8 protein-coding genes are annotated in these 12692 nt (G+C 69.1%); 4 read left to right on the forward strand and 4 right to left on the reverse strand.

Annotated elements, in window-relative coordinates:
* Nucleotides 1-3 precede the first annotated feature (3 nt).
* From glgB to glgA, 4 genes are read right to left on the reverse strand one after another with little or no spacing between them, the layout of a single operon-like run.
* Complete coding sequence (gene glgB, locus BMW75_RS01645; RefSeq protein WP_092575868.1) at nucleotides 4-2202, reverse strand: 1,4-alpha-glucan branching protein GlgB; 2199 nt, start codon at nucleotides 2200-2202, stop codon at nucleotides 4-6.
* Nucleotides 2199-5576 (reverse strand): maltose alpha-D-glucosyltransferase, encoded by a 3378-nt coding sequence (gene treS, locus BMW75_RS01650; protein WP_371466501.1) that lies wholly within the window; start codon nucleotides 5574-5576, stop codon nucleotides 2199-2201. The genes glgB and treS overlap by 4 nt, the downstream gene beginning before the upstream one ends.
* Nucleotides 5573-8794, reverse strand: coding sequence for an alpha-1,4-glucan--maltose-1-phosphate maltosyltransferase (locus BMW75_RS01655; RefSeq protein WP_092575873.1), 3222 nt, complete (start codon nucleotides 8792-8794; stop codon nucleotides 5573-5575). The genes treS and BMW75_RS01655 overlap by 4 nt, the downstream gene beginning before the upstream one ends.
* 15 nt (nucleotides 8795-8809) lie before the next feature.
* Entirely contained in the window at nucleotides 8810-10378 is a 1569-nt protein-coding gene (glgA, locus tag BMW75_RS01660) for a glycogen synthase GlgA (protein ID WP_092575876.1), read from the reverse strand.
* Nucleotides 10379-10676: 298 nt separating this feature from the next.
* On the opposite strand from glgA, the gene BMW75_RS01665 reads away from it, so the two are divergent.
* The 4 genes from BMW75_RS01665 to BMW75_RS01680 all read left to right on the forward strand — a co-directional run bounded on the left by BMW75_RS01665 (nucleotide 10677) and on the right by BMW75_RS01680 (nucleotide 12651).
* The gene (locus BMW75_RS01665) at nucleotides 10677-10877 is read left to right on the forward strand and encodes a hypothetical protein (protein WP_076520922.1); all 201 of its coding nucleotides are present in this window, start codon (nucleotides 10677-10679) and stop codon (nucleotides 10875-10877) included.
* Nucleotides 10878-10980: 103 nt separating this feature from the next.
* The gene (locus BMW75_RS01670) at nucleotides 10981-11322 is read left to right on the forward strand and encodes an ElaB/YgaM/YqjD family protein (RefSeq protein ID WP_092575878.1); all 342 of its coding nucleotides are present in this window, start codon (nucleotides 10981-10983) and stop codon (nucleotides 11320-11322) included.
* 164 nt (nucleotides 11323-11486) lie between these two features.
* Entirely contained in the window at nucleotides 11487-11927 is a 441-nt protein-coding gene (locus BMW75_RS01675; protein WP_254791904.1) for a PRC-barrel domain-containing protein, read from the forward strand.
* 22 nt (nucleotides 11928-11949) lie between these two features.
* The gene (locus BMW75_RS01680) at nucleotides 11950-12651 is read left to right on the forward strand and encodes a PIG-L family deacetylase (protein ID WP_139208465.1); all 702 of its coding nucleotides are present in this window, start codon (nucleotides 11950-11952) and stop codon (nucleotides 12649-12651) included.
* The last annotated feature ends 41 nt before the right edge of the window (nucleotides 12652-12692 follow it).

A 12692-nucleotide genomic window follows, 5' to 3' on the forward strand; every position in this document is an offset into this window, starting at 1 on the left:
GATTCAGCCTTCATGCATCAGGTAGAGGGTCGCCAGGGGCGGCAGGGTGAGCGACAGGGCCTGAGGCTGCCCATGGGCAGCCATGTCGCCGGTGGTGGCCCCGCCCTGGTTGCCCAGGCCGGAACCGCCGTAGTGGGATGCATCGGTGTTCAGCAGTTCTGTCCACCGCCCGGCGCGCGGGACGCCGATGCGGTAGTCGTGCCGGGTGACCGGCGTGAAGTTCGACACCGCCAGCACGGGCCGCTGGCCGTCCGTGCGGATGAAGGCGACCACGCTGTTGTCCTGGTCGTCCAGGATCGTCCAGGCAAACCCCGCGGGGTCCGCATCCAGCGCGTGCAGGGCCGGGACGTCGCGGTAGAGCCGGTTCAGGTCGGCCACCAGGCGCTGCATGCCCAGGTGGCCGGGATGGTCCAGCAGGTTCCAGTCCAGCGTGGCATCGTGGTTCCATTCGGCGGGCTGGGCGAGTTCTCCGCCCATGAAGAGCAGCTTCTTGCCGGGATGCGCCCACATGAACCCCAGGTAGGCGCGCAGATTGGCCAGCCGGGCAGGCGCATCGCCCGGCATCTTGCCCAGCAGCGAACCCTTGCCGTGCACCACTTCGTCGTGCGAGAGCGGCAGGATGAAGCGCTCGCTGTACGCATACACCATCCCGAAGGTGATGTCGTGGTGATGGTGGCGGCGATGGATGGGGTCCTGCGCCAGGTAGCGCAGGGTGTCGTGCATCCAGCCCATGTTCCATTTGTAGTGAAAGCCCAGGCCGCCCTCGGACACGGGCGCGGTCACGCCGGGCCAGGCGGTGGATTCCTCGGCCACCATGATGGCGTCCGGCGCCTCGGCGCGCACGGTGTCGTTCAGTTCCTGCAGGAACTGCACCGCCTCCAGGTTTTCGCGGCCGCCATAGCGGTTGGGGATCCATTCGCCCGGCTGGCGGCTGTAGTCGCGGTAAAGCATTGATGCCACGGCGTCCACGCGCAATCCGTCGATGTGAAAACGCCGCAGCCAATGGATGGCGCTGGCGATCATGAACGCCTTCACTTCATTGCGGCCCAGGTTGTAGACCATGGTGTGCCAGTCGGGGTGATAGCCCTCGCGCGGGTCCTCGTATTCGTACAGCGAGGTCCCGTCGAAGGCCGCCAGCCCGTGCGGATCGTCCGGAAAATGGGCGGGCACCCAGTCCAGGATGACCCCGATGCCGGCGGCGTGACAGCGGTCCACGAAGCGGGCGAACGCCTCGGGCGGCCCGTAGCGCGCGGTCGGCGCGAACATGCCGAGCGGCTGGTAACCCCACGAGCCGCCGAAGGGATGTTCCATGATGGGCATCAGCTCCAGGTGCGTGAAGCCCATGGCGCGTGCGTAGGCGGGCAGTTTGTCGGCCATCTGGTCCCACACGCAGGGTTGCGCGTCGCAGGCCGACCACGACCCCACATGCACCTCGTAGATCGACACGGGCGCGGTGGGCGACTGGCGCGCGGCGCGTTCGCGCATCCAGGCGTCGTCGTTCCACGCGTAGGGCGCGGGATTGTCCACGACCGAGGCGGTGGCGGGCGCCAGTTCGCAGCGCCGCGCCATCGGATCGGCCTTCATGAACGCGTTGCCCGAGCGGTCGGTGATGGCGAATTTGTAGCGGTCGCCGGGCTGGACACCGGGGATGAAGATTTCCCACACGCCCGCCGCATGGCGCAGCCGCATGCCGTGGCGCCGCGCATCCCAGCCGTTGAAGTCGCCAACCACCGCGACGCGCCGGGCGTTCGGCGCCCAGACCGCGCAGCGCAGGCCGTTCACCCCGTCCACTTCCACCAGATGCGCGCCCAGCGTGTCCCCGGCATCGCGCCAGGAACCCTGCGCCAGCCGCTGCAGCGTGGCTTCGTCGATGAGCGGGCCGAACGCGTAGGGGTCGGCGGTGACCTGTTCGGCGGCGGGCCAGCGGATCGCCAGGCGGTACGAGGCGCCATCGCCGGGCCGGGCGTAAGGCGCGGGGCCCACATACAGGCCCTGGCCCTGCTCGCGCAGGGGCGTGCGGGCGTCGTCTTCGTCCAGCACCTCGACGGCCTGGGCGCCCGGCACGAAGACGCGGACCCATCCGTCGTGCGGTCCCAGCAGGCCAAAGGGATTGTCGTGCAGCCCGTGAGCCAGGGCAGTCAACTCCTGCGCGTCAATGTGGCCGTCGTGGTCGGCGGCGGGGGCAGCGTAGGGTCCGCTCATTGGGTCTTTCCTTCGGCGTCGATGGCGGCGGACAGCAGGATGCTGCGCGCCAGTTCGGTCAGGGCGCACAGCGGGATGGAGATCCAGTCGGGCCGGTGGGCCGCCTCGTAGCTGACTTCATAGGCGGCCTTCTCCAACTGCGCCAGGGCGAGCAGGGCATGTTCCTTGTCGCCGGGCGCGTCCAGACCGGCCCCGCGCGCGCCGCGATAGCCTTGCAGGAAGGCGTCGGAGGCCTGGTGGCGAAAGCGCGCCAGCAGCGCGTCGCGCTGTTCGGCGGGCGCGACCGTCGGGGCGGGACTCTCGTCGGCGCCGGCATTGGCGTCCAGGTGTGCGCCGCCGATCAGGTCGGTGCGCGCAATCGACGCCGCCGCGTAGTCGAACGAGCGCAGCATGCCGGCCACGTCCTTGTAGGGCGAGGCCAGCGCGCGGCGCGTCTCCAGGCTGCTGATCGGTTCTCCCTCGAAGTCGATCAGGTAGGCATCGGTCTGCGCGACCAGCACCTGGCCCAGATGGAAGTCGCCGTGGATGCGCAGCCAGGGCGAGTCCGCCTCGGCCTGCGCCATGGCGCCCACCCGCGCCGCCAGGCGCGCGCGGTGTTCGAAGAACCATTCGGCGCAGGCGCGGGACGGTTCCTCAAGCTTGTCCAGGCTGGCGCGCAGGTGCTTTTCGGCGCGATCGAGCAGGCCGCGCACGTGGTCGGTGCGCGCTTGCAGATCTTCCTTGCTGGCCGGGCGCGACTGGAAGTTCGCATCGTCCGTGGGCGCGGCCAGCAGCGCGTGCATCTGTCCCAGGCGTTCGCCGATGGTGGTGGCCATGACGGCATAGCCCTGCAGGCTTTCCTCGAATTCCTCGGGCGTGTTGCCCACCAGCAGCGCGTTGGCCAGCGTGCGCTTCAGGTAGTCCAGCGTCCAGCTCCAGGCGTCGCCTTCGTTGGGCACGTAGCCATGGGCGACGGCCAGGGTGTGCACGACCCCGTCCGCGTCCACGCGCTGCACTTCGCCCAGCAGCGGAGGAATGTTGCCGTAGCCCGCGCGCGTCAGGTAGCGGGTCATTTCCGCCTCGGGCGACACGCCCGGCTGCACGCTGCGGATGAGCTTCAGGATGACTTCGTTGCCCACGATGACCGAACTGTTGGACTGCTCGCCCGACAGCCACTGCAACGCGACGTCGCCCTCGAAGTTCAGCTCCTTCAGGCCCGCTTCCGGCAGGAAGCGGATGACGCCCGGCTTGTCGCCGGGCTTGCCGGCGCTGCGGCCGTCCAGCTCCGCGCCGGCCTGCATGGCCTTGAGCGTGCTGAGCACGAACCCGGGCTGCAGGAAGGCGTCGGCCAGCACGCCGACCTCGGCGCCGCGGCGCACGCGGGCGATGGCGTACTGGATGACGGCGGTTTCGTCCCAGACCAGCACGAAGGGCGCCTGCGCCCGCATGCCGGTCACGCCGTCCTCGGGTTCGATCTCGGCCCAGTAGTATTCGCCGTCGGCCGACTCGAACGGGGTGGCGTAGGCCAGCCGCGCGCGCTTCGGCGGTTCGGAACCCGGATACCAGCGCTGGCGCGCCAGGTACTGCGGCAGGATCTCGCGTTCCAGCGTGGCGCGCGACGCGTCGGTCAGCGCCGCGCCGCCGCGCGCCTTGAGCACCAGCGTCACCAGTTCGGGCATCTGGGCCGGCGCGGTGGCGTGCCACTCGGGCGGCGCGGCGTCCTGGCTCAGGTCCATCCAGTAAAAGCCATAGGGCGGCAGCGTCAGCAGGTAGGGCAATTCGCCGATCGCCGGAAAGGGCGTGCCGCCCAGCATCTCCACCGGCACCCGGCCCGCGAACTCCTGCATGGGGAGCTCCACGGGCTGCGCGGCGTTGGACAGGTTGGCCACGCACAGGATGGTCGTGTCTTCCCATTGCCGCAGGTAGGCCAGGATCTTGCGATTGCCGGCAAAAATGAACTGCAGCGTGCCGCGGCCGAAGGCATGGCTCTGGCCGCGCTGGGCCAGCAGGCGCCGGGTCCAGTTCAGCAGCGAATGCGGATCGCGCTGCTGCGCCTCCACATTGACCGCCTCGTAGCCATATAGCGGCCCCATCAGCACGGGCAGCGGCAGGCGTTCGGGGTCGGCCCGCGAAAAGCCGCCGTTGCGGTCCGGCGACCATTGCATGGGCGTGCGCACGCCGTCACGGTCGCCCAGGTGCACGTTGTCGCCCATACCCAGCTCATCGCCGTAATACAGCACCGGCGTGCCGGGCATGGACAGCAGCAAGCTGTTCATGAGCTCGACGCGGCGGCGATCCCGTTCCAGCAGCGGCGCCAGCCGGCGCCGGATGCCCAGATTGATGCGGGCGCGCGGCTCGGCGGCATAGACGTTCCACAGGTAATCGCGTTCGCGGCTCGTCACCATTTCCAGCGTCAATTCGTCGTGATTGCGCAGGAAGATGGCCCATTGGCAGGTGGGCGGGATATCGGGCGTCTGGCGGATGATGTCGGTGATCGGGAAGCGGTCTTCCTGCGCAATGGCCATGTACATGCGCGGCATCAGCGGAAAGTGGAAGGACATGTGGCACTCGTCCCCGGCGCCGAAATACTCCTGCGCGTCCTCGGGCCATTGATTGGCCTCGGCCAGCAGCAGGCGGCCCGGGTACTCGGCTTCGATCACGGCGCGGATCTGCTTGAGGACCTGGTGCGTCTCGGGCAGGTTCTCGTTGTTGGTGCCCTCGCGCTCGACCAGATACGGCACGGCGTCCAGGCGCAGCCCGTCCACGCCCATGTCCAGCCAGTAGCGCATCACCGACAGCACTTCCTTGAGCACCTGCGGATTGTCGTAGTTCAGATCCGGCTGGTGCGAATAGAAGCGATGCCAGAAATAGGCGTTGGCCACCGGATCCCAGGTCCAGTTGGACTTTTCGGTATCGCAGAAAATGATCCGCGTGCCGGCATAGGCTTTGTCGTTGTCCGACCAGACATAGAAATTGCGCGCCGCCGACCCGGGCTTGGCGGCCCGCGCACGCTGGAACCAGGGATGCTGGTCCGACGTGTGGTTGACGACCAGCTCGGTGATGATGCGCAGGCCGCGCGCGTGCGCCGCGCGGATCAGCTTGCGCACGTCGGCGACGGTGCCGTAGTCCGGATGCACGCCGCGGTAATCGGCGATGTCGTACCCGTCGTCGCGCCGCGGCGACGGGTAGAAGGGCAGCAGCCAGATCGTGTTGACGCCCAGGCTGGCGATGTAGTCCAGCTTGGAGATCAGGCCCGGCAGGTCGCCGACCCCGTCGCCGTTCGAGTCAAAGAAGGACTTGACGTGCAACTGGTAGATGACCGCGTCCTTGTACCAGAGCAGATCGTCCTGAAGGGGTTGGGTTTTACTCATCATGGCTATGGGCGCGGGCGTCATCCATGCAGCGAAAGCCGCCACACGCGATAGGGTTGGTCGGGGGTCAGCGTGACGGCGCGGTGCTTCTCGTGCCAGGTCTCGCGGCCTTCGGTAAGCAGGTCTTCGGCGATCAGCGGTCCGGCGTCGGCCTGGCCGAACAGCCAGAAGGGCGCCTCGACGCGCGCCGGCTGCGTCTGGAACGGGTCCAAACTGATGACCGCCAGCACGACATTCCCATGGCCCGGCGTGGACTTGTAGAACGCCAGCACGCGGTCGTTGCCGCTGGTGGTGAGCGTCAGTCCGCGGTGGGTCTGCAGCGCGGGATTGGCGTGGCGAATCTGGTTCAGGCGCGTGATCTCGGCCCGGATGTTGCCGGGCGCGTGCCAGTCGCGCTGGCGCAGTTCGTACTTCTCGGAGTCCAGGTACTCTTCCTTGCCCGGCAGCGGCGCGCCTTCGCACAGTTCAAAGCCGCTGTACATGCCCCACAGGCCCGAACCCAGCGCCGCGAGGGCCGCGCGGATCAGAAAGCCCGGCCGCCCCGAGGTCTGCAGGAAGAACGGGTTGATGTCCGGCGTGTTCACGAAAAAGTGCGGACGGAAGAAGTCCGCCGCGGGCGGCGACGAGATCTCCTCCAGGTACTCCTCCAGTTCGGCCTTTTCGTTGCGCCAGGTGAAGTACGTGTAAGACTGCGTGAATCCGATCTTCGCCAGCCGGTACATCATCTTCGGGCGCGTAAAGGCTTCGGACAGGAATATGACGTCCGGATGCTGGGCGTGGACCTCGCCGATCAGCCACTGCCAGAAGGGCAGCGGCTTGGTGTGCGGGTTGTCGACGCGGAAGATGCGCACGCCGTGCCTGACCCAGAAGAGCACGATGTCGCGCAGCGCGCGCCACAGGCCCAGCTTGCGCGCGCGGCGGTTCTGGCCGCCATAGAACGCGACGTTGACGATGTCCTCGTACTTTTTGGGCGGGTTCTCGGCGTAGCGCAGCGACCCGTCCGGCCGCCACGAGAACCAATCCGGATGCTGCGCCAGCCAGGGGTGGTCCGGCGAGCATTGGATGGCGAAGTCCAGCGCCAGCTCCATGCCGTGCCGCGCCGCCGCCTCGACCAGGTCGAGAAAATCGGCCAAGGTGCCCAGTTGCGGTTCGATGGCGTCGTGGCCGCCGCTCTGCGCCCCGATCGCGTAGGGGCTGCCTACGTCGCCGGGCTCGGCGCGCAGGCTATTGTTGCGGCCTTTGCGGTTGCGCAGCCCGATCGGATGGATGGGCGGCAGGTACAGCACGTCAAAGCCCATCTCGCGCACGTCGGGCAGGCGGGCGATCACGTCGGCGAACGTGCCGTGACGGCCGGGCTCGGCGGCCTGCGACCGGGGAAAGAGCTCGTACCAAGCCGAATGGACGGCCTGGCTGCGGTCCACCCAGACGGGGTAGGCGATGGCGGTCACGGCCTCGAAAGGGCGGTCGTCCAGCTCGCGCATCGCCCGCGCCAGCGCCGGATCGAGCAGCAGCGCCACCTGTTCCGGGGTGGGCGGTTCAGGATGCGCCAGATCGGCGTGCGCGAATGCGGCCAGCGCATCGTGCACCGGACCGGCATCGGCGCCCGCCGGCGTTCCGGCCTGCGCGCGCGCCTGCGCGTCGCGCAGCAGCGCCAGTCCTTCGTGTATCTCCAGGCTCAGGTCGCGGCCCGCCTGGTGCTTGACCTCGATGTCGTGGCAGAAGGTGTGCCAGGCGTCGAACCAGGCCGCGACGACGAACTCGTGGGCGCCGACGCGGCGCGGCCGGAAGTCTGCCTCCCAGCGGTCGTTCATGCCGCGGGTCATGGGCACGCTGTGCCAGCGCGCCTCGTCCTTGGCGCGCCAGCGCACTTCGGCCGCAAGCTGGTCGTGGCCGTCCATGAAAATATCCGCCTGCACCACGATGCGCGCATGCGGAATGCTCTTGACCGGGTAAGCGCCGCCATCGACCGCCGGGCTGATGTTTTCCAGCGCGATGCGTTGCGTCGCCAGATCGTCGGCGCGGGTGCGGTGGTGGCGCACGGCCTCGCGGACCGGCTCGGTGGACTGGAACGACAGCATGGCGCACTCGCCGGCTTCGAGCGCCCGGGCCTGCGACTGCAAGCCCGCCGGCGGGGTGAAGGGGACGACGTCCGCGGGGGGCAGCAGCGGCGCCAACGCATCCCAGTCCATGGCGGCCTCGCCGGTGTCGGACGGGTTGATCGCGAGCGCGAGCGTCGCGCCGTCGCCCGCGTCCCGCAGCAGCGCGGTGCAGCTTCCGTCGCGTCCGCCCAGCATGCGCAGCGGGCCGCGCAGCCGCGAGTCGGCGAACCAGCGATTCGCGGCCTCCACGTCCGGCAGGCGGCGCTCGTCCTCGTCGGACAGCATGAGTCCGTCGCCCGTCACGGCGGCGCTCCACAGCGCGCGCCTGCCGTCTTCCGACGGCCGCAGGGCGCCCGCGTGCGGCGGCGCGGCAACCACCTCGCCGATGGCGCGCAGGCGTGCATCTTCCTCGGCCAGCCAGGAGGACTTGAAGTCCCACCACGGCAGGGACGAGAACGCGGCGTCGAACGCCGCATCGCGCAGGCCCGCCAGGCTTTCCGCCGGCAGCCCGGGCGTCCAGGCCAGCAGGCGCACGTCGGGGTGCTGCGCACGCAGCGCGGCCCCCAGCTCGCGCCAGGCCGACGCGGGCAGGCGGTGGGGCGCCTGGAAGACCAGGCCCTTGACGCCGCTGGCGGTCCAGGCAAGCAGCCGTTCGGTCCAGGACGCCAGGAAACCGGGGGGCAGCGGGCCATCGGGCAGATGCATGACGCCGCGCTCCTCGACGCTGACGCGGGGATCGCGCGCCGGCTCTTCATGCAGCGAGCGGTACCAGCCCGGCGCGGCGGTGGTTTCCACGGCGTCGCGTGCGCTGCGGTCCAGGACCACGTCCACGTACAGGGCCAGGCCGTGTTCGGCCAACTGCGCCGACACTTGCGTGAACCATTGCGTGATGGGTGTCTCGGCGCCGTCGACCCGTGTCTTGTCGGCGTCCTGCGCGGCCCGGGGGCCGGGGAGGGGCGCGGCTTGCGTTCCCGGTTCCGTCCCTGTCAGCCAGGGCGCCGGCAGCAGGACGGCGTTGAAGCCGCGCTGCGCGAGCCGCTTGCACAGGGCCTGGATGGCGGCGTGTGCGCCATCCAGGCCTTGGCGGGCGTGGTAGATGCGTGTGGGTGCGCGGGAGGGCGCGGGGACGGTGGGATGGGGCACCGGGCTCGCTCCTTGTCAGATGGCGGCCGGCATGGCGCCACTCGTGCGCTGCGGGCGGCGGTTGACCGCGGAGACGCTTGCCGGTTGCACGGCCGGCGCGGGCGCCGCGTCGCGGTATTCGGGCTCCACCAGCGAGCGGTAGAGGCTGGCGTAGAGGCTCACGGCCGAACGCCAGCCGAAGTCGGCGTTCATCGCATTGCGCTGCATCAGCCGCCAGAGGATGCCGTGCGCGCGCAGGTCGATCGCGCGTTCAATGGCGGCGCTCATGGCCTGGGGCGTATCGCCTTCGAACAGCAGGCCGTTGGCCGATGCCATGGCGGACAGGGGCGCGCGCGCGCCCGGGTCCTGGATGGTGTCGGCCATCCCGCCCACGCGCGATCCGATCGGCAAGGTGCCGTAGCGCATGGCGTAGAGCGGCGTCAGGCCGAAGGGCTCGAAGCGGCTGGCGTGCAGCAGGATGTCCGACCCGGCGTGCAGGCGATGCGCGATGCCTTCGTCGTAGCCGATGTGGACGCCGCAGCGGCCGGGGTAGCGGCGCGCGATGTCCTTCAGCGCTTCCTCCAGGCGGTGGTCGCCCTGGCCCAGGATGACGATCTGCAATCCGGGGTGCCGATCCAGCGCCTCGGGCAGCGCATGCACCGCCACGTCGGCCATCTTCTGCTCGGTCAGCCGGTTGCCCATGCCCAGCACGGTGGCGCCCGGGTCCGGCCGCAGGCCGAATTCGCGCTGCAACGCCGCCTTGCAGTGGATCTTGTTCGTCATGTCGCGCACCGAATAGCGGTGGCTGCGCAGGTACGGGTCGCGCGCGGGGTTCCACAGCACGTCGTCGATGCCATTGGGAATCGGCAGCAGGTCATCGGCGCGGCTGCGCAGCAGCGCGTCCAGGCCGCAGCCGAAGGCGGGCGTCATGATTTCACGGGCGTAGGTGTGGCTGACCGTCGTGACGCGGTCGGCATAGCGGATGCCGGCCTTCAGGAAATTGATCTGGCCCCAGGCCTGGACGCCATCGTCGTTGCGCGCCCACTCGGGCACGCCGAACTCATCCGCGCACGACATCGGGAAAAAGCCCTGGAACGCCAGATTGTGGATCGTCACCACGCTCTTCACGTCGGGCAGGTTGGCCGCGCGCAGCAGCAGCGGCACCAGGCCGGCGTGCCAGTCGTGCGCATGCACCAGGGTGGGGCGCACCAGGCCGGGCAGGCCCGCGGCCACGCGCACCGCGGCGTGCGACAGCGCGGTGTAGCGCAGGCCATTGTCCGGGTGTTCGCGCCCGTTCTCGTCGGCATACAGGCCGCCGCGGTCATACAGGGCGTCGTTTTCCAGGATCAGGTAATCCAGCCCGGATTGCGGGCACTTGCCCTCCAGAAGCACGGCGGGCCCGCCCGGCAGGTCCTGCAGGGTCGCCACGGTGCGCACACGATTGAGTTTGGCCCGCACGCCCCGATAGGCCGGCAACAGCACGCTCAAGGGCATCCGTGCTTCTACCAGTGCGCGCGCCATGCCGGTAATGGCATCTCCCAGGCCGCCTGTTTTGGCCAGGGGGAAGGCTTCTCCCGCCACGATCAGGGTTCTTGTCTTTGCCATGCCTTGCTCCAGGTGATTTGGCCGCGGTCGCGAGTACAGCGACTCGATCGCGATGACGCCGAGGCCTTTCCTTACGCAAGCGGCGTGCCCAAACCGCCCCGGGACGCGGAAATTGCGCAGTGCAGCAGAATGACGCTCGTCCAAAGGGGGGAAACGGCCCGGGGCCGCCCGTCAATGCCGTGCCGCTTTGTAATTTTTGGCCGCGGCCATGCACCCAATTTGCCACGCTCGGCGGGAACGGCGGTTGCTGCCGGGGTGTTGCAGCAATTCCAGGCCACCCACAAGTCAGGAGCACATCATGGCAAACCCCGCAGGGACGGATACCCCAACACCCGGGCAGGGCGGGCAGCGTGCCCCTGATCAGGCGCCTGCCGAGCAGCCCCAGCCCAAGCCCCCCGGATCGGGCAAGGACGACAAGGGCCGCTGGCCCCCCGACAGCATTCCCAACCCCATGCCGGGCGTGGACCCGCAACAGACGCCGGGCATCGACCGGCTATGACCGGGCGTGACCGGTCCGGGCATGGCATGCGGCTTGCGGAGGCATCCCCCGAGCGCCTTGCCACCGGGCAATGGTCCGCCACTTTTTTTCAATAGGAGAACATATGAACAAGCGAGATAGGCTGCGCGACATGTTTGACACGTCGGACACGTCCTCACGGACGATGCGCGATCTGATATCGGGCACCGAGGACCTGCTGCGCAGCACCGCCAGCTACAGCGGCACGGAAATCGAGGCGGCGCGCGACAAGCTCAAGCAGCAGCTCGACGCGGCGCGCGACCACGCCCGCGGCTGGGAGCGCGCCGCCTGGAACCGTGCGCGCGAGGTGTCGCACGCCACGGACGAGTATGTCCATGAGAACGCGTGGAAAAGCATTGCCGGCGCGGCGCTGATCGGCGTGCTCGCCGGCATCTGCATGATGTCCGACCACGGCAGGCGTCGTTGACGCGCGCGGTGCGCGCAATCGGCCGGCCGGGGCCGGTCCCGTCAGCGCACGGGGCCGGCCCCGGCCTGTTTTGGGGGACGAGAAGCCCAAAACGCTGCCCGCCAGCCACGGACACAGGCATGGCACATGGCTTGCGGGGAAGCGGTCATATCAGGAGACACACCATGAACCAGACGATGAACCCGACAACGGCCGGCGCCGGTCAGGCGCAGGGCGAGACCCGGATCGTGGGCGGACCGAAGCGCGATCCGAGCGGCCCGGGCCCGCAGATCATGGCGGCCGGCACGCTGGAAGGCAATGACGTCTACAACCCCGCCGGCGAATCGCTGGGCAGCATCCAGGACATCATGCTGGACGTGCCGCACGGGCGCATCGCCTACGCGGTGCTGGCGCGCGGCGGCGTCCTGGGTATCGGCGACAAGCTCTACGCCATTCCGTGGAGCGCGCTGACGCTGGATACCGACCGCAAGTGCTTCGTGCTGAATGTGGCCAAGGAGGTGCTCAAGAACGCCGAGGGCTTTGACAAGGACAATTGGCCGAGCATGGCCGATGAGACCTGGGCGCGCGGCATTCATCAGTACTACAACCAGCCCCCTTACTGGTAGGCCCGGACACAGGGAGGTTGGCATGCTCCGTGAAGGCAGATTGATTGCGGTATCCCCTCATTTCAACGACGCCGCGGCCAGTTGCGCGGGCCTGCTCGCGGCACGCCCCGACAGCACCGTGCTCACGGTGTATTCGGGCATGCCGTTGCTGGCCGGGCATGTGAGCGATGCCGACCGCAGCCGCGGGTTCACGAGCGGCCGCCAGGCCGTGCAGGCCCGCCATGCGCTCAGCGATCGAGCCTTGTCCCTGCTGGGCGTGCGCAGTGCGCAGATGGATCTGCTGGACGGGCAGTACCTGGTCAGCGGGGAAGAGGGGCGGCTGACGGGCGCCCTGGCCGCGGCTCTTTCCGCGCTGCGGCCGCGCGTCATCCTGATGCCGCTGGGGCTGGGCCGCGCGGCCTACGTGCGCGTATCCGATGCCTGCCTGACCATCCGCGCGCTGTTCCAGCGCGTCGAGTGGATCACCTATGAAGAGGTGGCCGACGGCGAACCCGGTGTCGTCCAGGAACGGCTGGCCTCGTTGCTGCGGCGGCATATCCTGGCATCGCCGATCGACGTCGCGGCGCAGGTCGACATGGCCCGCGCGCGAGACCGCGCGCGGGCGGCAAGGAACTGCCTGGCGGGCAATATCGACGAGGCGGCATTGCCGGCGGCCGCGGCGCAAGGGGCGCACCATTCCGAGCGCTACTGGCGCCTGTCGTGGCGGAGAGACCAGATTGCATGACCCGGATCATCACGAACGCGGCGGCCGGCCTCATCCTTTTC

This window comes from Achromobacter sp. NFACC18-2 (assembly GCF_900108985.1).
In the GTDB taxonomy this organism is placed as follows: domain Bacteria; phylum Pseudomonadota; class Gammaproteobacteria; order Burkholderiales; family Burkholderiaceae_B; genus Achromobacter.

Excerpts from the sequence above, each read along its gene's own strand:
- glgA (WP_092575876.1), bottom strand. The coding sequence starts at position 10,378 with ATGGCAAAGACAAGAACCCTGATCGTGGCGGGAGAAGCCTTCCCCCTG.
- BMW75_RS01665 (WP_076520922.1), top strand. The coding sequence starts at position 10,677 with ATGGCAAACCCCGCAGGGACGGATACCCCAACACCCGGGCAGGGCGGG.
- BMW75_RS01675 (WP_254791904.1), top strand. The coding sequence starts at position 11,487 with ATGAACCAGACGATGAACCCGACAACGGCCGGCGCCGGTCAGGCGCAG.
- glgB (WP_092575868.1), bottom strand. The coding sequence starts at position 2,202 with ATGAGCGGACCCTACGCTGCCCCCGCCGCCGACCACGACGGCCACATT.
- BMW75_RS01680 (WP_139208465.1), top strand. The coding sequence starts at position 11,950 with ATGCTCCGTGAAGGCAGATTGATTGCGGTATCCCCTCATTTCAACGAC.
- treS (WP_371466501.1), bottom strand. The coding sequence starts at position 5,576 with ATGACGCCCGCGCCCATAGCCATGATGAGTAAAACCCAACCCCTTCAG.
- BMW75_RS01670 (WP_092575878.1), top strand. The coding sequence starts at position 10,981 with ATGAACAAGCGAGATAGGCTGCGCGACATGTTTGACACGTCGGACACG.